Below are 17578 nucleotides of genomic sequence, written 5' to 3' on the forward strand. Positions count from 1 at the left end.
TTGAATCCGGGGAGGATCATCATGTCGCGACGTCTCACGGCCGGCATCGCCGCGCTGTTGCTGCTTGCAGGCTCATCCGCGCAGGCGGACATCAAAGGGAAGGCGATCCGGATCGGCGTGCTCACCGACATGACCGGCATCTTCGCGACGGCGATGGGGCCCGGCTCAGTCGAGGCGGCGCGGATGGCCGCGGAAGAATTCGGCGGCAACATCAACGGCAGGCCGATCGAAATCCTTCAGGCCGACCATCAGAACAAGCCGGACATCGCGGTCGCGATCGCCCGGCGCTGGTTCGAGCAGGACGGCGTGCAGGCGATCGCCGACGGCGGCAGCTCCGGCGCGGCGCTTGGCGTGCAGGAGCTGGTGCGCAGCAACGGCAGGATCTTCCTCATTTCGGGGGCCGGCGCCAACCAGCTCACCGACGAGGCGTGCGCGCCGACCTCGGTGCAATGGACGCACGACGCCTATTCGACCGCGACCGCCGTCGTCTCGGGCATCATGCAGACCAGCAAGGAGCCGTGGTTCTTCATCACCGGCGACTACGCATTCGGCCATTCGGTCGAGGCGACCGCGCGCGCCCGCATCGCCGCGCTCGGCGGCACCGTCGCCGGCAGCGTCAAGGCGCAGCTCGGCACGCCGGACTACGGCTCGTTCCTGCTGCAGGCCCAGGCCTCCGGCGCCAAGATCCTGGCGCTCAACGTCGCCGGCGACAACGCCACTGCCATCAAGCAGGCCGAGGAGTTCGGGCTTGCGGCCCAAGGCATGAAGATCGTGCCGATGTCGTTCCAGAACGTGGACATCGAATCCATCGGCCTCAAGGCGACGCAAGGCGATCTGATCGTCACCAGCTTCTTCGAGGATGCTTCCCCCGCCGCTCGCCGCTTCTCCGACGCGTTCTACGCGCGACGCAAGGCAATGCCGTCACAGATCCAGGCTGGCGTCTATTCGGCCGTGCGCCATTATCTGCAGGCGGTGAAGGACGCCGACAGCGACGACGGCGCGAGCGTGATGGCGAAGATGAAAGCCACGCCGGTCTCGGACGCCTACGCGGACCACGGCCAGATTCGCGACGACCAGCGCATGGTGCACGACCTCTATCTGGTCCAGGTCAAGACCCCAGCCGAATCGAAGGGCCCCTGGGACTTCGTCAAGCTGGTGACGAAGATCGCCCCCGATCAGGCGTTTCGTCCGCTCGACCGCAGCAAATGCAGCCTGGTCGGCAAGTGAGCCGATGAGCAACCAGGCATGATTCCGAACGATCAGCGCGCCGTCATCATCACCGCTCCGGGCGGCCCGGAGGTCCTGTCGGAACGGCCGGACTGGCCGGTCCCGCGGCTCGGCCCCGACGACGTGCTGATCGAGGTCGCCGCCGCCGGCATCAACCGTCATGACTGCAACCAGCGCGCCGCCGGGCCGTCGCGGGAGCCCAATCCCGTTCCGGGACTGGAAGCCTCGGGACGCATCGTGGCCTGCGGCGCCGACGTTCCCCCGGAGCGACTGGGCGAAACGGTGATGGCACTGACCGACGGCGGCTCCTACGCTCAATACGTCGCCACCGATCAGCATCTCGCACTGAACTTGCCGAGCGGCCTCGACTGGATCCAAGGCGCCGCCCTGCCCGAGGCGCTGTTCACGACCTGGTTCAACTTCTTCGAATTGATGCGCATGGTGCCCGGCGAGACCGCCCTGATCAATGGCGGCAGCAGCGGCGTCGGCACGATCGCGATCCAGCTGTTGTGCGCGCTGGGTCATCCCGTTCTTGCCACCGCCGGCACCGCAGAGAAACGCGCCCTGGCACTCAGCCTCGGCTGCAGCGCCGTGTTCGACTATGCCGATCCCGATCTCGCCGAGCAGATCCGCGCGGCGACGGGACAGCGCGGGGTCGACTGCATCCTCGACACCTCCGCAGGCGCTCACATCGCGCAGGACCTCGCGGCGCTCGCGATGGACGGTCGGATCGCCATGCTGTCGGCTGGAGGCGGGAAGGACCTTGGAGTGCCGCTGCGCAGCCTGATGGCGCGCCGGGCCAGCATCACCGGCGCATTTCTCCGTTCGACCTCACGCGATATCAAACGCCGCATCGCAAGCGAGTTGCGGCAGCGCATCTCGCCCCTTCTCGGAACGGCCATTCGACCGCACATCGACAGGACCTATCGCCTCTCGGAGGCAGCCGATGCGCACGAACGCATGGAGACGAGCCGACACGTCGGGAAGATCGTGCTTCGCGTCCGCTGATGAGCGCCAGCCCACGTCTCCGCGCCCGCCACACGCAACCAGCGCGCGGCTACTGCTTCACGCCCGGGATCAGGGCCTTCAGCTTGTTCATGTCCTTGATGTTCATCTTCATGCCGCCGGGCATCACGATGTCGCCGGGCTTCTGGTCGGGCTTGCAGGCGCCCAGCCATTTGGCCTCGATCGTCATCGCGGTGTCCTTCACGCCAGTGCCGGCAGCGCCGCCCGTCACGCGCGACATGGTCTTCACCGTATAGGCCGAGTTGAAGTCGCCGGTGATGTCGGCATGGGACGTCGTATTGATGCCGCCGAAATTGCAGACCGAATCGGAGACGTAGCCGGTCGCCGTCTTCTGGATGTCCTGCTTGGAGCAGACCTGCTGCGCCATCGGCGAAGCGAAATTGTTCATTTCCTTGTCGGTAGCCGCGTCGGTGCAATGCTGCATCGTCGCCTCCGGGAGCTGACCGCCGGATCTGATCATCTTCAGCTCCCACAGGCCGGCCTTGCGCACCGGCAGGTCGACGGCCCAAGCCTCATGGCTCGCGGTCGCGCCCAGGAGGCAGCAGGCCAACAGCCCAATAGCGATGCGTGTGCAGGTCATGTGCCCCGTTCCGGCTCGTTGATCGATGCCGGAGCGAATGCCGCCAAAAGATGGCAATTAGGAGAACGGCAGTTGAAGGAACGTCAGTACAGCGTCCGCAGCGGCCGCTGCGCCGAGCCGTACGGTACCCAGCGGCAGGAGAACGACACGTAGCCGCCGTAGCGCGCATCGACGGCGCGGAACTTCGCGACCTTCCCGTAGGAGGCGCAGTGGTCGACCGCGAGCTGACGGGCATCCGTGGTCTGGGCCAGCTGATAGGCGATGATGCCGCCGGTGTCGTTGCCCTTGAAGGGCGGCACCACGTCGGCCTGGGCGGAGGCGGCGACCAGCACCACCCCAGCGGCCGCGAGGCCTGCAGTCTTCACGAATCCGGCCATCAGCGTCCGCATTGCATTCTCCTCGATCTGGCCTGCCATTCTAAAGGTCCTGTCCGGTCAAGAAAAGAACACCGGCCTCACGTTAACAGGACTAATCGTGGAGTGTTGCCGCGTTGCACTTGACCTCCTGTGGCCGCCGCGGCACGGTCCACGCTCCCGGATCAGCCTTGCGGACGGCCCATGCGCGACTTCAGCACAGCTTTCAAGACGTTCGGCGCCGCATGCGGCGCGCTGCTCGCCGTTGCGACCGCGCCGGCCCAGGCGGCCAACCCGCTCGAGATGAACTTCTGGCTGTCGGGCCCGAAATATGAAGGCCGGGTCGCGCCGTGCGAGGCGGCCATCCCGACCATCGTCTCGCGATTCCAGGATAAGGAAAGCACCTTCTGGAATTCGTCGCTGCAGATCACCGGCGTCGCCAACGTCCGCGAGATCGCGTTCCGGCCCTGGCAGTCCGACAACATTCCGCGCCGCTTCTGCACCGGCAGCGTGATGATCAGCGACGGCAAGGCGCGCACGCTCAACTACTCGATCATCGAAGACGGCGGCTTCGCCGGCTACGACCAGGGCGTCGAGTTCTGCGTCGTCGGCCTCGATCGCAACTGGGCGTTCAACCCGGCCTGCCGCGCCGCCAAGCCCTGATCGGTCGACGGCCGGCGCGAGCCCGTCAATGGCGGGACGCTTGTGATCATCGGCTGCCTTCGGGCAGCCGTTTTTGTTCTTGAAATGTTCCATCAGCTTGGTAAGTTCCTGGAACAGTCCGGGGAGTTCGCCATGTTCGATTGCCTGCGCCGATCTGCCGTTGCTTGTTCGCACACGATTGCCTGCCTCGCTCTGCTGGTCGGCGCCCTCGCGGCCGCCCCGGCCGGGGCGCAGGACCGCCGCCAGAATGCGCCGGGCGCGTTCGACTTCTACGTCCTGTCGCTATCCTGGTCGCCATCCTTCTGTGCCGAGGCCGAGGAGCGCGGCGGCCGCGGCAGCCGCTCGCAGCAATGCAGCGGACGGCCCTACTCCTTCGTCGTGCACGGGCTGTGGCCGCAATACGAGGCCGGCTATCCCGAGTATTGCGAGCAGCCGTCGCCGCGCCTGCCCCGCAACATCATGACCTCGATGCTCGACCTGATGCCGGCGCCGGGGCTGATCTATAACGAATGGGACAAGCACGGCACGTGCTCGGGCCTGTCGGCGAAGGCCTATTTCGAGGCGATCCGCAAGGCACGGGCGGCGATCAAGATCCCGGAGGAATTTCTCGACCTGGCCCAGGCCAAGACGGTGGCACCGGCGGCCGTCGAAGAGGCCTTCATCAAGGCCAACCCGAAGCTGACGACCTCGGCCATTGCCGTCACCTGCAACCGCACCCGGCTGAGCGAGGTGCGCATCTGCCTGTCCAAGGATCTCGAATTCCGCAGTTGTGACGAGGTCGACCGTCAGGCCTGCCGGCGCGACGAGGTCAACATGCCGCCGGTGCGCGGCGGCTAGAGCATGATCCGGAAAAGGGCGCAGCGGTTTTCCGAAAAGATCATGCGCAAACAACAACCTAAAGCGCGATGACGATTCATCCCGATCTCATCGCGCTTTAGGCGCCGCGGCGAATCAGCCGGTGCTTTGCCAAAGCCGCTCGTGCGGCCGAGGCCGGGCGAATGACGGGGTACCCTTTTGACGCGGAACGGCGTAACCCGGACGGCATGAACTACCGACACGCCTTTCACGCCGGCGGTTTCGCCGACGTCATCAAGCACATCGTGCTGACACGCATCCTGGTCTACCTCCAGGAGAAGCCGGCTGCCTTTCGTGTGATCGACACCCATGCCGGCGCCGGCCTCTATGATCTCACCGGCGACGAGGCTTCGCGCAGCGGCGAGTACCTGACCGGTATCGCACGGCTGCTGCAGGCACGGCTGTCGGACCAGGCCTATGCGCTGGTTGCGCCCTATCTGGACATCATCAGGTCGTTCAATCCGCCGGGCGAGCTCAAGGCCTATCCCGGCTCGCCGCTGATTGCCCGCGCGCTGCTGCGGCCGCAGGACCGCATGACGCTGTGCGAGCTGGCGCCGGCGCCACGCAAGCAGCTGATCGATGCGCTGCGCCGCGACACCCAGGCCCGCGTCGTCGATCTCGACGGCTGGGTCGCCCTGCCCGCCTTCGTGCCGCCGAACGAGCGCCGCGGCGTGGTGCTGATCGATCCGGCATTCGAGGCCAAGGATGAGTTCGAGCGTCTCGCCGACCGCTTCGCCGCGGCGTTCGCGAAGTGGACGACTGGTATATACGTGCTCTGGTATCCCGCCAAAAGCCGGCGGGCCACCGAGCAGCTCGCCGACCGCGTCACTGCGCTCGCAGCAGCGGCCAAGCCGCCGGGCAAGGTGCTGCGGATCGAGTTCAGTGTTGCGCCGCAAATCGAAGGCGAGGCGCTGACCTCGACCGGGCTGCTGGTCGTCAATCCGCCCTGGCCATTGCATGATGAGCTCAAGCTCATCCTGCAGGAACTGCAGCGTCCGCTGGGCCAGGGCGGTACCGCACGCTTCAGGCTGGACATCCCCAAAGCTTGAAAGCGGTACTGGTCGAAAAGCCATAGTCAATCGGCGCGGAACCGTACTATTGTGTCTGATTGTAAGACTGGCTTTACGTTCCGCTTCCGCGAATGGTTGCGGCGGGGTGATCAAGGCCTAACAAGATCCGACGATCCGGCGTGGCGAGCGCTGGTCGTTAAGGTGGCCAACGCTTTCCGATCAAAGTGATGTCCGGTCGGACACTGCGCAGGGCGCGCAGTGGAGGAAGCATTGCGGGGGAGGAGTTTCCCGATGGCCATGACTGGGACAGTCAAGTTCTTCAATGGTGAGCGCGGCTACGGCTTCATCAAGCCGGACGACGGTGGACGCGACGTATTCGTGCACATCACGGCGGTCGAGCGTGCCGGCCTGAAGGATCTGACCGAAGGACAGCGTATCAGCTTCGAGGTCGAGCCAGACAAGAAGGGCAAGGGCCCGAAGGCGGTGAACCTGGTCCTGTCGTCATAGACGCAGCCTGCTCGGCGACAGCCGCCTGCGAGCGGCCGGCCGCGGCGGGCGCGTCGACCTCAATGCATTCCGATTGGAAGCCGTTGGCAGAAGCTGCCGGCAGCGCGGCCGGCTCGCACGCAGCGCGTTTGCACGCGCCGTCTGCGAAGGCTGCGCGCGATGACGCATGCCCTCTGGTGAGCCTGCAAAAAAATCCCGGCCGCGCGAGCGGCCGGGAGGTTGTCGTTCGACGTTTCTTCTTCCTATCCCGTTTTTGCCATCAGAAATGGAAGTTGATGCCTGCGCGGATCAATCCAGACCGATAGTCGTTCTTCGCCCCCGTGATCACGAAATTGCTGCTGTCGAGATCGACATAGAGATACTCGATCTTGGCGGTCCAGTTCTGCGCCAGGCCAAACTCGGTGCCGACGCCGAGCGTCCAGCCCACCGTGGTGTGCGACTCCGACAGGCCGAAGGTCTCGGCCCGCAGGCCGCCGAAGGCGAGACCGCCGGTGCCGTAGAACAGGATGTTGTTGAAGGCATAGCCGGCGCGGCCGCGCAGGGTGCCGAACCAGGGATTCGAGAACTTCCACGGCGCGAAGGTGTCGTTGGCGCCGCTCAGATTGATGTCGCCCTCCGCACCGAACACCCACGGGCCGTTCTGCCAGTTGTAGCCCGCGGTCAGGCCGCCGATCAGCCCGGACGGCTTGGTCGGATTGTTGCCGACGGCGCCCCATTGATAACCGAGCGTGCCGCCGAGATAGGGGCCGGCCCAGCTGTAGGCATTGAGCGGCTGGTTCACCGTATAGGGCGCGCGGCGCCCGTAGCCGTAGTTGAGATCGGCCGCCTGCGCCGACACCGATCCGAAAGCCGCTGCGCCCAAGCCCGCCGCGGCGGCAGCACCGACCAAGAACCTGTTCATCACTCACTCCACGCCACTCGCCGTCTCCAGCCGGGTCTGCGCCGCACGAACGTGCGGGGGAGCCGGCGTGGTTACGGAACTCCTGCTGTTTTCGTGAGCATTTATCGAGAGTTTTAGGTTAAGCCGTTGTTAAGCCCGGTTACCCGTCGATTAATGTGCTTAACGAAGCGTTACCGCGTGGGCCTGTGCATGGCGCCTCCGCCCGCTGGCGGGAGCGGCCGCCAACGCTTAATTTGCACGACATGACCACCGACAGATCCGATCCACCCAAGGCGCCGGCGCCCACGTCCCGGCGTGGCGCCACGGCCGACCTGCCGCCCGACGCCATCGACACGCCCGATCTCGATCCCGCCTCCTCCGCAGCCGACGAGGATGACGAAGGACGGCTGCCGGAATTGACCGAAGAAGGCCTGGAGGCCGTCGGCGAGGGCCGGCTCGCGATCGGCCACGCCGCGATCGAGAACGCGGTGCGGCTGGCGCCGACCTCGCCGGGCGTCTACCGCATGCTCAATGCGGCCCATGACGTGCTCTATGTCGGCAAGGCCAAGAACGTCAAAAAGCGGCTGTCGTCCTATGCCCGCGCCAACGCGCCGCTGCCGGCGCGCATCCTGCGCATGATCGCGGCCACCGTGACCGTCGAGATCGTCTCGACCACCACGGAGACCGAGGCGCTGCTGCTGGAAGCAAACCTCATCAAGCAGCTCAAGCCGCGCTTCAACGTGCAGCTGCGCGACGACAAATCGTTCCCCTACATTCTCATCACCGGCGACCATTGGGCGCCGCAGATCCTCAAGCATCGCGGCGCGCAGTCGCGGCCCGGACGCTATTTCGGCCCGTTCGCCTCGGCCGGCGCCGTCAACCGCACCATCACGGCGCTGCAACGCGCCTTCCTGATTCGCTCCTGCACCGATTCGTTCTTCGAGAGCCGCACCCGCCCCTGCCTCTTGCACCAGATCCGCCGCTGCGCCGGGCCCTGCACCCAGGAGATCGACTTCCCCGGCTATACCGAGCTGGTGCGCGAGGCGACCGACTTCCTGTCCGGCCGCAGCCAGGCGGTGAAGGCGCTGCTGGCGGCCGAGATGGAGAAAGCCTCCGGCGAGCTCGAATTCGAGACCGCTGCCGTCTATCGCGACCGCCTCGCGGCGCTGTCGGCGATCTCGTCGCAACAGGGCATCAATCCGCGCACCGTCGAGGAGGCCGACGTGTTCGCGGTCCACCAGGAAGGCGGCTTCTTCTGCGTCGAAGTGTTCTTCTTCCGCACCGGCCAGAACTGGGGCAACCGCGCCTACTTCCCGCGCGCGGAGAAGACCTTCACGCCGGAGGAGGTGCTGTCCGCCTTCCTCACCCAGTTCTACGACGACAAGCCGCCGCCGAAGCTGATCCTGCTGTCGCACGAGATCGAGGAGGCCGAGTTGCTCGCCGAAGCGCTGTGCGTCAAGGCCGGGCACAAGGTCGAGGTGTCTTGCCCGAAGCGCGGCGAGAAGAAGGACCTCGTCACGCATGCCCTGACCAATGCGCGCGAGGCACTTGGCCGCAAGCTCGCCGACACCGCGACGCAGAGTCGCCTGTTGGAAGCGATGACCACCACGCTCGCTCTGCCTCAGATTCCGAAGCGCATCGAGGTCTACGACAACAGCCACATCCAGGGCACCAACGCGGTCGGCGCGATGATCGTCGCCGGCCCCGACGGCTTCATGAAGAACCAGTACCGCAAGTTCAACATCAAGTCGGAAGGGCTGACGCCAGGCGACGACTACGCGATGATGAAGGAGGTGCTGCAGCGCCGCTTCAAGCGGCTGGTGTCGCCGTCGGAGAAGGACGTCGCCCGCGCCGCGAAGGAGGACGATGTGCCGCAATGGCCGGATCTCGTCATCATCGACGGCGGCCGTGGCCAGCTCAATGCCGTCAGAGAGATCTTCACTGAGCTTGGCGTCAGCAACGTTGCGCTGATGTCGGTCGCCAAGGGCCCGGACCGCGACGCCGGCCGCGAAACGCTGTTCATTCCCGAGCGCGAGGCCATCAAGCTCGAACCGCGCGACCCCGTGCTGTATTTCATCCAGCGCCTGCGCGACGAGGCGCATCGCTTCGTCATCGGCTCGCACCGCAAGCTGCGCAAGAAGGACATCCGCGAGGCCGGCCTGCAGGAGATCCCCGGCATCGGCCCGTCGCGCAAGCGCGCGCTGCTGCATCACTTCGGCACGCTGAAGGAGATCGAGCGCGCCTCGATTGCCGACCTCGGCAAGGTGCCGGGCGTCTCCGCGGAGAGTGCGCGGAAGATTTTCGAGTACTTCCATAGCAACGCGAGCTGAGCGGACCGGGGCGAGTTGAATGGAGCTGACCCACCCGTTTCCACGGTCAGCTTGAGCCCGTCTTCCGCCACCCGTCATTCCGGGGCGCCCGCAGGGCGAGCCCGGAATCCATAGCCACAGGCGGACGTGGGGACGGGACCGGCTGTGGCGGTCATCCCGTATCATCACTCACGGTCGTGGTTATTGATTCCGGGCTCGCCCTGCGGGCGCCCCGGAATGACGTGGATGGGCTGGTGCCCGCTCATTCCACGAGGGGCGCAGAAATTATTTTACCCGGACAAAATTATCCGATATACACCCGGACGAAAATCCGGAGCCCCACCATGACCCCCGATCAGCGTAAGGCGGCCGCAGCCGCCTACAAGGAACGCAAGACCCCCGCCGGCATCTATGCCGTGACGTGCGCCGCGACCGGCGCGCGCTGGATCGGCTGTGCGCCGGACCTGGAGAAAATCCAGAACCGGCTCTGGTTCACCCTGCGCCAGGGCGGCCATCGCCGCGGCGGGCTGCAGGCAGCCTGGAGCACCCATGGCGAGAGCGCATTCAGCCTCGATGTGATCGAGACCTTCGACGAGGAGACGCTGGCCTATGTTCGCGACCGCGTGTTCGCGGAGCGTCAGGCGCACTGGTGTGCGGTTCATCAGGCCGAGGCGATCTGACGCGGAGTCGCGCTGCTGTCATTGCACCGCAATAAAAGGGGGCGGCGCGCGCGCCGCCCGGAGCCGATCTGCACACTGGCGCGCACGCGTGCGGTTGCTTAATGAAACGTTACCGCTCTCTTTGTATCGGGGCGGGAGAGTTCCTATCTCTTCAAGACCTCGTTGCGATTTGTGTCATATCTGCGTCATCCTGCCAAAGTCGCCCGGCTCGGAGGTTGACGTTCGAACGGCGGCAGTATTGGTACACCGGATGAATATTGCGACCACACGCGTGCCCAGCAAGACGTCGACGTCCCTGCCGAACATCCTGACCTATACGCGCATCGCCGCGATACCGGTCGTGGTCGGCTGCATCTACGCGCAGTCCATCATGGACTATCCGCTGTGGCTGCGCTGGGTGGCCGTCGCCGTCTTCATCGCCGCAGGCGTGACCGACTATCTCGACGGCTATTACGCCCGCATCTGGAACCAGCAATCGGCGTTCGGCCGGATGCTCGACCCGATCGCCGACAAGCTCCTGGTCGCCTCCTGCCTGCTGATGCTCGCCGCCGATAACAGCATCCATGGCTGGACCCTGTGGGCCGCGATCGTGATCCTGTGCCGCGAGATCCTGGTCTCGGGCCTGCGCGAATATCTCGCCGCGCTCCGCGTCAGCGTGCCCGTCACCAAGGTCGCCAAATGGAAGACCACGATGCAGCTGATCGCGATCGGCTTCCTGCTCGCGGGCGAGGCCGGCGACCAGGTGGTTCCGGTGGTGACCATGATCGGCATCGTGCTGCTGTGGGCGTCTGCGATCTTCACGATCTACACCGGCTACGATTATTTCCGCGCCGGCATCCACCACCTCATCGAAGAGGACTCGCGATGAAGGTGAAGTATTTCGCCTGGGTGCGCGAGCGCATCGGCAAGGCCGAGGAAACCGTCGAGCCGCCCGCGGATGTGCGCACCGTGAGCGAGCTGATCGACTGGCTGACCGCGCAGGGCGAGGGCTATGCCTACGCGTTCGAGAAGCCGAAGGTGATCCGCACCGCGATCGACCAGACCCATGTTCAGCCGGATACAGCCATCGCCGGCGCCCGCGAGATCGCGTTCTTTCCGCCCATGACCGGCGGCTGACGCAACAGAAGATACGTCCATGACCGCGATCGTCACCGTCCGCGTGCAGCACGAGGATTTCGACACCGCCGCCGAGATCGCAGCCCTTAGCCATGACCGCACCGACATCGGCGCCGTCGTCAGCTTCTCCGGCCTGTGCCGCGGCAACGACCATGAGACGCCGATCTCGGCGCTGACGCTCGAACACTATCCGGGCATGGCCGAGGCCGAGATCATGCGCCATGCCGAGCAGGCGATGGCGCGCTGGCCGCTGCATGGTCTCACCGTGATCCATCGCTTCGGCCGGATCCGGCCGGGTGAGAACATCGTGCTGGTGGTGACCGCCTCGAGCCACCGCCAGGCGGCGTTCGAGGCGGCCGAGTTCCTGATGGACTATCTCAAGACCAACGCGCCATTCTGGAAGCGCGAGGAAACCGAGGACGGCGGCAGCTGGGTCGAGGCCAGGAGCCACGACGATGCCGCCGCGGCGCGCTGGACGAAGTGATGGCAAAGAAGGCGAAGGCGGCTACGCCGCGCAAGGCGGCGGCTCCGAGGCTGCCGAAGGTCAATGCCGGCGAGCTCGCCACGCTGCTCGACTACCTGCGTTATGCCGTGAGCTGCTTCCAGAACGCCGACCTGGTGTTCGCGCACGGCACCACCGATCCGGTCTCCGAGGCCGCCTTTTTGATCGGCGAGGCGTTGCACCTGCGTCCCGACCAGTTCGAGAGCTTCGTCACCGCGCGGGTCACCGCGGCCGAAGGCAAGACCATCCTCGACCTGGTCGCGGCCCGAATCACCACGCGCAAGCCGGCCGCCTACCTGGTCAACAAGGTCTACATGCGCGACCTGCCGTTCTATGTCGACGAGCGCGTCATCGTGCCGCGCTCTTTCATCGGCGAGCTGTTGGAGACGCATTTCGGCGGCGCCGAGGCCGATGGGACCTCGCTGATCGACGATCCCTTGGCCGTGGACAGCGTTCTGGACCTCTGCACCGGCTCCGGGTGTCTGGCGATCCTGGCCAGCCGCCATTTTCCCAACGCGGTGATCGACGCCGTCGACATCTCCAAGGATGCGCTCGCCGTCGCCGCCAAGAACGTCGCCGCTTACGATCTCGGCGAGCGCATCTCGCTGCACCGCGGCGATCTGTTCGCGCCGCTCAGCCAGCGCCGCTACGATTTGATCATCACCAACCCGCCCTATGTCGACGCCGAGGGCATGGCCGGCCTTCCCAGGGAATGCCGCGCCGAGCCGGCGCTCGCCTTCGACGGCGGCCCTGACGGGCTCGACATCATCCACCGCATCCTCGCCGAGGCGCGTGACCATCTGACGGCCGAAGGCGCCCTGCTGTGCGAGGTCGGCCGCGACCGCCCGCAGATCGAAGCCGCCTACCCGGACCTGCCGCTGCTGTGGCTCGATACCGAGGATTCCGAGGGCGAGGTGTTCTGGATCACCGCGCGCGATCTGGTCTGACTCTCGGCCGGATGCACGCTGACGCGAAATGACGCAGCGGACTTCCAAGATTCGGCACAAACTGCTGTCGCTGTGCAGAATTCGCTCACCAGGGCAGCGCCAACGCCGGACCTTTGACATTTCCGTCCGTTCGCGAAGCTGATAGCTTGGCGCCGGCCCGGATCGTCGGCTGACGACGTCTGCGCGCGCATTCAGGCCCCTCACGCATGATCCGTTTCGGTCAGTGTCCGGCAACCGGTTTGCCACCTTTCCGGGTCATGCTGTCGCCGTCGCCCCATTCTGCCTTGAACGTCCGAAGAGGTCCCCATGCTGGACAAGAGCCCCCGCCCCACCACCGTTCCGAATGATCTTGCCGCGCATTGGATGCCGTTCACCGCGAACCGCGCGTTCAAGAAGAATCCGCGCATGCTCGCCGGCGCCAAGGACATGCACTACATCACCGTCGACGGCCGCAAGATCATCGACGCCGCCGCCGGCATGTGGTGCTGCAACGCCGGCCACGGCCGCAGCCAGATCGCGGAAGCCATCGGCCAGCAGGCCGCCGCCCTCGACTACGCGCCGCCGTTCCAGTTCGGCATTCCCCAGGCCTTCGAGCTGGCGAACCGCATCGCCGACCTCGCGCCCGCCGGGCTCGACCACGTGTTCTTCTGCAACTCCGGCTCGGAGGCCGCGGACACCGCGCTGAAGATGGCGCTCGCCTACCACCAGATCAACGGCCAGGGCAGCCGCACCCGCCTGATCGGCCGCGTCCGCGGCTATCACGGCGTCGGCTTCGGCGGCACCTCGGTCGGCGGCATCGTCAACAACCGCAAGCTGTTCGGCACCCTGCTGACCGGCGTCGACCACATCCCCGCGACCTATGACCGCGAGAAGCAGGCCTTCACCAAGGGCGAGCCGGAATACGGCGCGCACTTCGCCGAGGAACTGGAAAACCTGGTCGCGCTGCACGGCGCCAACACCATTGCCGCCGTCATCGTCGAGCCGATGGCCGGCTCGACCGGCGTGATCCCGGCGCCGAAGGGCTATCTCAAGCGCCTGCGCGAGATCACCCAGAAGCACGGCATCCTCTTGATCTTCGACGAGGTCATCACCGGCTTCGGCCGTCTCGGCCATGCCTTCGCCGCCGAGCGCTATGGCGTCACGCCGGACCTGCTGACCTTCGCCAAGGGCGTCACCAACGGCGCGGCGCCGATGGGCGGCGTGCTGGTGCGCGACACCATCCACGACGCCTTCATGAGCGGCCCGGAGCACATGGTGGAGTTCACCCACGGCTACACCTACTCGGCGCACCCGATCGCCTGCGCCGCCGGCCTCGCCACGCTCAACATCTATCGCGACGAGAAGCTGTTCGAGCACGCCAAGGCGATCGAGCCGAAATGGGCCGACGCCGTGATGTCGCTGAAGGGCCTGCCCAACGTGCTCGACATCCGCACCGTCGGCCTGACCGCCGGCATCGACCTCGCAGCCCTGCCCGACGCCGTCGGCAAGCGCGGCTACCAGGCGATGGAGCACGCCTTCCACAACACCGACCTGATGCTGCGCATCGCCGGCGACACGCTTGCGCTCACCCCGCCGCTGATCATCAACGAGGACCAGATCGGCGAGATCGTCGAGAAGGTCGGCAAGGTCATCAAGGCCGTGGCGTAAGCCGGGCGCGACGAGCCAACAGCAGAAACAAATGGCGGCCCATGTGGCCGCCATTTTTGTTTGAGGGCGTCCCCTCGCTTCAGCGCAGGTTTTGCTAAGGTTCGACGAACAACGGTCTCTCCGTTCCCTCCCCCCTTGTGGGGGAGGGTCAGGGAGGGGGTAGCCCAGGATGCCGCACGCGGTCGTCAACGACCGCCAGCGCAACAGAGCGAGGCAACTTCGCCGAACGATGACAGGTGCCGAAACGTTGCTCTGGCGGTACATCAAGGCGAACCGATTTGACGGCATGAGCTTTCGCCGTCAGGTACCAGTCCCAGAACTACATCGTGGACTTCGTCTGCTTCTCGGCAAAGCTCGTGATCGAGCTCGATGGCGAGTCACACGATTTCGCCGAGTGGCAAGCAAAAGATGTCAAGCGCGACGAGTTTTTCGCTACCGAGGGATTTGCAGTTCTTCGCTTCACGAACGCGCAGGTGATCTCAAACCTTGAGGGCGTTGTTGAAGCCATCCGCCAAGTCATCGTCGATCGCGCCCGCGGCTACCCCCCTCCCCGCCCCTCCCCCACAAGGGGGGAGGGAGCCGAGAGAGTTTCGCCGGCGGCCAGGATGATACGACCGGTGCAAGCACTGACAAATCTCAGCCGTGAAATTCAAGTAACGCCAATCGAAGGCCAACTCGACACCAGTGAGCCCTGGCGAGCTGGCGACGACCCATTTGCAGGGTTAGCTCGTAGGGAACCTTCGCAAATCCTCCACGTTCATGTCGCGAGCCGGCGGTTCGCGCGCGGCAACGACGTTTCGGAGGACGCGCATGCTCGCACCGCCAGGAGAGCTCCTGCAATTGGGCCTCGAGCAGAGGCTGAACCGCGTCAAGCGCGCCACCCAGGCCTACATGCGCGACCGCGCGCGGCAGGCGACGGGCACGGTGACCTCCTACGCGGTCGCGGCCGGGCTGTTCGCCACAGCTGGCATTTTCCTGATCGCGGCCTGCATCGTCGGACTGACCGCCTTGTTCCGCTGGGTGGAAATGAGCTACGGCCTGTTTACGGCGTTTGCGGTGGTCGGCGGCATACTCGTCGCGCTCGCGGTGATCTCTGCGGTCGTCGCCGCCGTCAAGCTCCGCAGCCCGACGCCGCATTACCCTTCGCTGTCCAGCCGGCTGCGCGTCGCGATTGCGGCGCCGGTGGCGCGGCAGCCCGATGCCGACGAAATCGATCCCGACACGATTCCGCTCGCCCCCTCGGCTGCATCGACGAATCACGCGCGCGGCCTTGGCCGGGTCAACGTTCCCGTGGGCGTCGCCGTCGCGGCGCTGCTGCTGGGCGTCGCCGCGTTGCGCCGGCGGCGCCATCACCAGACGTGACAGCACGAGATGTGACGCCGACATGACGTCCCACCTCGCTCGTCGCTGGCGCATTGTCTGAGCTGATCAGTTTCCAACGACGACATTCGTGCCTCAGGACGCCCTTGTGTCGCGACGTTTCCCGCCACGACGGCCGTCACCGTTGTTCTACGGGACGCGGCACTACGATGACACTCCGCTTTGTCATGCGAATTTGCGTAAATGACACGCGGAGCGGAAATCGTCGGCCTCGCCCGGTATTTGAATCCTGCCGACTATCCTCGCGAATCAACAGAAGTGCTAAGGTTGTGTTCGGTTGGGAGCGTCGCGCAGCATGATCCGTATCTCCACGATTTTCATTGCCATCTGCATGGTTCTGGTCGCAGCGTCGCTGGGCCTGATCCTGTATTCGATGGCCGGCATCAGTGGCTCGGAATCCGCAATCGTCTCACTGGCCGCGCTCACCTTCCTCATCCTCTACAACGCCGTGTCGATGCGGCTGCGCGACCGTTCCGACGTCGGCAGCCAGATCGCGGATCTGTCGCGCGGCACCGCCGATCTCGCGCGCCAGGTCGCCGAGTTCGGCCGACGGCTGTCGGCGATCGAAGGACGCATGGTGTCGTCGAGCTCGGTCAGCGCCGATCGGCTGCAGGGCGTGATCGGTGAGATCAACGAGCTGGGCGGACTGATGAAGCAGCTCGCCGTGACCGTCGCCCAGCACGAGGACCTGATCGCCGCCATCCCGCAGGCCGCGGCGAGCGGCGCCGACAGCACCGCTGCGGCTGCTCGCGATGTCACGGCTCCCGTCGTTGTGCCGCCAACATCCGCCATTGTCCCGGAAGCCAAGCCTGCACCATCTGCCAGCCCCGAGCTCAAGGCGCGGGAGGCGACGGGGACGTTCAGCGCAGCACCGGCGCCAGCGCCCATCGCGAGGGCACCGATCGCCCAGCCCGTGCCCACCGCGCCGGCCACGATTGCGAACTCCGCGCCCGTGGCTCCCGCGGCGCCGCGCAGCCAGCAGCAGATCCTCGCGGCCGTCAAGGGCGCGATCGAGGACAACCGCCTCGACATCTACCTGCAGCCGTTGGTGACGCTGCCCCAGCGCAAGGTGCGCTTCTACGAGGCGGTGACGCGGCTGCGCGACGAGCGCGACCAGGTGGTCGCGGCCGAGGACTTCATCAGCATCGCGGAAGCCGCGGGCCTGGTCGGGCGCATCGACCACATGGTGCTGCTTCGCTGCGTCCAGGTGCTGCGCCGCCTGATGGTGCGCAACAAGGACGTCGGCATCTTCTGCAACATCTCGTCGGCCACCCTGAGCAGCCCCGCGAATTTCTCGCAGTGTCTCGACTTCCTCGAAGCCAACCGGGCGCTGGCCCCCTCCTTCGTGCTCGAGTTCAAGCAGTCGACCTTGCGCAGCCTGGGCCCGACCGAGACCGAGCATCTCGCGGCGCTGGCGCAGCGCGGCTACCGCTTCTCGATCGACCACGTCACCGACCTGCGCTTCGAGCCGCGCGAGCTCGCCGATCGCGGCGTCCGCTTCATCAAGGTGCCGGCCGCGCTGCTGCTCGACCCCAAGCAGAGCTCGGTCTCAGACATCCATCCGACCGATCTGTCCGACCTCCTGGGCCGTTTCGGCATCGACCTGATCGCCGAGCGGATCGAAGGCGAGAGCAGCGTCGTCGACCTGCTCGACTACGACGTCCGCTTCGGCCAGGGCTTCCTGTTCGCGCCGCCCCGCCCATTGCGACCCGAGGGCGCATCTGCTACCGGCGAGGCCGCCGCCGGCCCTGCGGGCGGGCAGGACATCAAGATTCAGGACCCCAATGCCGCCGGCCCCACCTCCCTGGACGTGTCGAACACCAACGCAGCGACGCGCAGCGGCAACGCCGCGCTGGCTCGCCGCATCGCCGGGTCCATCTGACCTGCGACGCCTGC

The 17578-nt window shown here is 66.0% G+C and carries 18 protein-coding genes and 1 pseudogene; 16 read left to right on the forward strand and 3 right to left on the reverse strand.

The annotated features are described in order from the left end of the window. Positions 1-21 precede the first annotated feature (21 nt). Positions 22-1227 carry an ABC transporter substrate-binding protein gene (locus tag QX108_RS25690; RefSeq protein WP_315721757.1) on the forward strand — a complete coding sequence of 402 codons (1206 nt, stop codon included), beginning with the start codon at positions 22-24 and terminating at the stop codon, positions 1225-1227. 18 nt (positions 1228-1245) lie between these two features. Next, positions 1246-2235, forward strand: a complete 990-nt coding sequence (locus tag QX108_RS25695; RefSeq protein WP_315784521.1) for an NAD(P)H-quinone oxidoreductase — start codon at positions 1246-1248, stop codon at positions 2233-2235. Positions 2236-2284: 49 nt separating this feature from the next. Here the strand turns inward: QX108_RS25695 and QX108_RS25700 are convergent, their stop codons facing one another. Together QX108_RS25700 and QX108_RS25705 are read right to left on the reverse strand one after the other, a co-directional pair. Then, positions 2285-2833 carry a DUF3617 domain-containing protein gene (locus QX108_RS25700; protein WP_172112436.1) on the reverse strand — a complete coding sequence of 183 codons (549 nt, stop codon included), beginning with the start codon at positions 2831-2833 and terminating at the stop codon, positions 2285-2287. Positions 2834-2916: 83 nt separating this feature from the next. Next, complete coding sequence (locus QX108_RS25705; protein WP_172112519.1) at positions 2917-3222, reverse strand: hypothetical protein; 306 nt, start codon at positions 3220-3222, stop codon at positions 2917-2919. A 168-nt stretch (positions 3223-3390) separates the two neighbouring features. Between QX108_RS25705 and QX108_RS25710 the strand changes: the two genes are divergently transcribed. From QX108_RS25710 to QX108_RS25725, 4 genes are all read left to right on the forward strand, one after another. Next, complete coding sequence (locus QX108_RS25710; protein ID WP_172112437.1) at positions 3391-3849, forward strand: hypothetical protein; 459 nt, start codon at positions 3391-3393, stop codon at positions 3847-3849. A 132-nt stretch (positions 3850-3981) separates the two neighbouring features. After that, complete coding sequence (locus tag QX108_RS25715; RefSeq protein ID WP_315784519.1) at positions 3982-4686, forward strand: ribonuclease T2; 705 nt, start codon at positions 3982-3984, stop codon at positions 4684-4686. A gap of 206 nt (positions 4687-4892) precedes the next feature. Next, positions 4893-5753 (forward strand): 23S rRNA (adenine(2030)-N(6))-methyltransferase RlmJ, encoded by an 861-nt coding sequence (locus QX108_RS25720; RefSeq protein ID WP_315784517.1) that lies wholly within the window; start codon positions 4893-4895, stop codon positions 5751-5753. 252 nt (positions 5754-6005) lie between these two features. After that, entirely contained in the window at positions 6006-6221 is a 216-nt protein-coding gene (locus QX108_RS25725; protein WP_006612991.1) for a cold-shock protein, read from the forward strand. A 259-nt stretch (positions 6222-6480) separates the two neighbouring features. Here the strand turns inward: QX108_RS25725 and QX108_RS25730 are convergent, their stop codons facing one another. Beyond that, entirely contained in the window at positions 6481-7122 is a 642-nt protein-coding gene (locus tag QX108_RS25730; RefSeq protein WP_315784515.1) for a porin family protein, read from the reverse strand. Between the two features lie 242 nt (positions 7123-7364). Between QX108_RS25730 and uvrC the strand changes: the two genes are divergently transcribed. The 10 genes and pseudogenes from uvrC to QX108_RS25780 all read left to right on the forward strand — a co-directional run bounded on the left by uvrC (position 7365) and on the right by QX108_RS25780 (position 17564). Beyond that, on the forward strand, positions 7365-9431 hold the full coding sequence (uvrC, locus tag QX108_RS25735) for an excinuclease ABC subunit UvrC (RefSeq protein WP_315784513.1): 2067 nt from the start codon (positions 7365-7367) through the stop codon (positions 9429-9431). 323 nt (positions 9432-9754) lie between these two features. After that, positions 9755-10090: a GIY-YIG nuclease family protein gene (locus QX108_RS25740; RefSeq protein ID WP_315721763.1), complete on the forward strand. Its 336-nt coding sequence runs from the start codon at positions 9755-9757 to the stop codon at positions 10088-10090. Between the two features lie 250 nt (positions 10091-10340). Beyond that, positions 10341-10958 carry a CDP-diacylglycerol--glycerol-3-phosphate 3-phosphatidyltransferase gene (gene pgsA / locus QX108_RS25745; protein WP_035639482.1) on the forward strand — a complete coding sequence of 206 codons (618 nt, stop codon included), beginning with the start codon at positions 10341-10343 and terminating at the stop codon, positions 10956-10958. Continuing rightward, positions 10955-11206 (forward strand): molybdopterin converting factor subunit 1, encoded by a 252-nt coding sequence (gene moaD, locus QX108_RS25750; protein WP_315721764.1) that lies wholly within the window; start codon positions 10955-10957, stop codon positions 11204-11206. Before pgsA ends, moaD begins: the two co-directional genes overlap by 4 nt. Positions 11207-11225: 19 nt before the next feature. Beyond that, on the forward strand, positions 11226-11690 hold the full coding sequence (locus QX108_RS25755; RefSeq protein ID WP_315784510.1) for a molybdenum cofactor biosynthesis protein MoaE: 465 nt from the start codon (positions 11226-11228) through the stop codon (positions 11688-11690). Beyond that, the gene (gene prmB / locus QX108_RS25760) at positions 11690-12655 is read left to right on the forward strand and encodes a 50S ribosomal protein L3 N(5)-glutamine methyltransferase (protein ID WP_315784509.1); all 966 of its coding nucleotides are present in this window, start codon (positions 11690-11692) and stop codon (positions 12653-12655) included. The genes QX108_RS25755 and prmB overlap by 1 nt, the downstream gene beginning before the upstream one ends. Before the next feature lie 306 nt (positions 12656-12961). Continuing rightward, positions 12962-14302, forward strand: a complete 1341-nt coding sequence (locus tag QX108_RS25765) for an aspartate aminotransferase family protein (protein ID WP_172112446.1) — start codon at positions 12962-12964, stop codon at positions 14300-14302. A gap of 356 nt (positions 14303-14658) precedes the next feature. Continuing rightward, positions 14659-14763 (forward strand): annotated as a pseudogene (locus QX108_RS25770) (DUF559 domain-containing protein); the annotation flags it as partial. A gap of 349 nt (positions 14764-15112) precedes the next feature. Further along, positions 15113-15664: a phage holin family protein gene (locus QX108_RS25775; protein WP_315721769.1), complete on the forward strand. Its 552-nt coding sequence runs from the start codon at positions 15113-15115 to the stop codon at positions 15662-15664. A gap of 313 nt (positions 15665-15977) precedes the next feature. Next, a complete protein-coding gene (locus tag QX108_RS25780; RefSeq protein ID WP_315784506.1) occupies positions 15978-17564 on the forward strand; it encodes an EAL domain-containing protein in 1587 nt (528 codons plus the stop codon). Positions 17565-17578 lie beyond the last annotated feature (14 nt).

The sequence above is a fragment of the Bradyrhizobium sp. SZCCHNR1002 genome, assembly GCF_032381435.1.
Taxonomy (GTDB): Bacteria; Pseudomonadota; Alphaproteobacteria; order Rhizobiales; family Xanthobacteraceae; genus Bradyrhizobium; species Bradyrhizobium aeschynomenes.

Excerpts from the sequence above, each read along its gene's own strand:
- QX108_RS25700 (WP_172112436.1), bottom strand. The coding sequence starts at position 2,833 with ATGACCTGCACACGCATCGCTATTGGGCTGTTGGCCTGCTGCCTCCTG.
- uvrC (WP_315784513.1), top strand. The coding sequence starts at position 7,365 with ATGACCACCGACAGATCCGATCCACCCAAGGCGCCGGCGCCCACGTCC.
- moaD (WP_315721764.1), top strand. The coding sequence starts at position 10,955 with ATGAAGGTGAAGTATTTCGCCTGGGTGCGCGAGCGCATCGGCAAGGCC.
- QX108_RS25765 (WP_172112446.1), top strand. The coding sequence starts at position 12,962 with ATGCTGGACAAGAGCCCCCGCCCCACCACCGTTCCGAATGATCTTGCC.
- QX108_RS25725 (WP_006612991.1), top strand. The coding sequence starts at position 6,006 with ATGGCCATGACTGGGACAGTCAAGTTCTTCAATGGTGAGCGCGGCTAC.
- QX108_RS25720 (WP_315784517.1), top strand. The coding sequence starts at position 4,893 with ATGAACTACCGACACGCCTTTCACGCCGGCGGTTTCGCCGACGTCATC.
- QX108_RS25705 (WP_172112519.1), bottom strand. The coding sequence starts at position 3,222 with ATGCGGACGCTGATGGCCGGATTCGTGAAGACTGCAGGCCTCGCGGCC.
- QX108_RS25755 (WP_315784510.1), top strand. The coding sequence starts at position 11,226 with ATGACCGCGATCGTCACCGTCCGCGTGCAGCACGAGGATTTCGACACC.
- prmB (WP_315784509.1), top strand. The coding sequence starts at position 11,690 with ATGGCAAAGAAGGCGAAGGCGGCTACGCCGCGCAAGGCGGCGGCTCCG.
- QX108_RS25780 (WP_315784506.1), top strand. The coding sequence starts at position 15,978 with ATGATCCGTATCTCCACGATTTTCATTGCCATCTGCATGGTTCTGGTC.
- QX108_RS25690 (WP_315721757.1), top strand. The coding sequence starts at position 22 with ATGTCGCGACGTCTCACGGCCGGCATCGCCGCGCTGTTGCTGCTTGCA.
- QX108_RS25775 (WP_315721769.1), top strand. The coding sequence starts at position 15,113 with ATGCTCGCACCGCCAGGAGAGCTCCTGCAATTGGGCCTCGAGCAGAGG.
- QX108_RS25695 (WP_315784521.1), top strand. The coding sequence starts at position 1,246 with ATGATTCCGAACGATCAGCGCGCCGTCATCATCACCGCTCCGGGCGGC.
- QX108_RS25715 (WP_315784519.1), top strand. The coding sequence starts at position 3,982 with ATGTTCGATTGCCTGCGCCGATCTGCCGTTGCTTGTTCGCACACGATT.
- pgsA (WP_035639482.1), top strand. The coding sequence starts at position 10,341 with ATGAATATTGCGACCACACGCGTGCCCAGCAAGACGTCGACGTCCCTG.
- QX108_RS25740 (WP_315721763.1), top strand. The coding sequence starts at position 9,755 with ATGACCCCCGATCAGCGTAAGGCGGCCGCAGCCGCCTACAAGGAACGC.
- QX108_RS25730 (WP_315784515.1), bottom strand. The coding sequence starts at position 7,122 with ATGAACAGGTTCTTGGTCGGTGCTGCCGCCGCGGCGGGCTTGGGCGCA.
- QX108_RS25710 (WP_172112437.1), top strand. The coding sequence starts at position 3,391 with ATGCGCGACTTCAGCACAGCTTTCAAGACGTTCGGCGCCGCATGCGGC.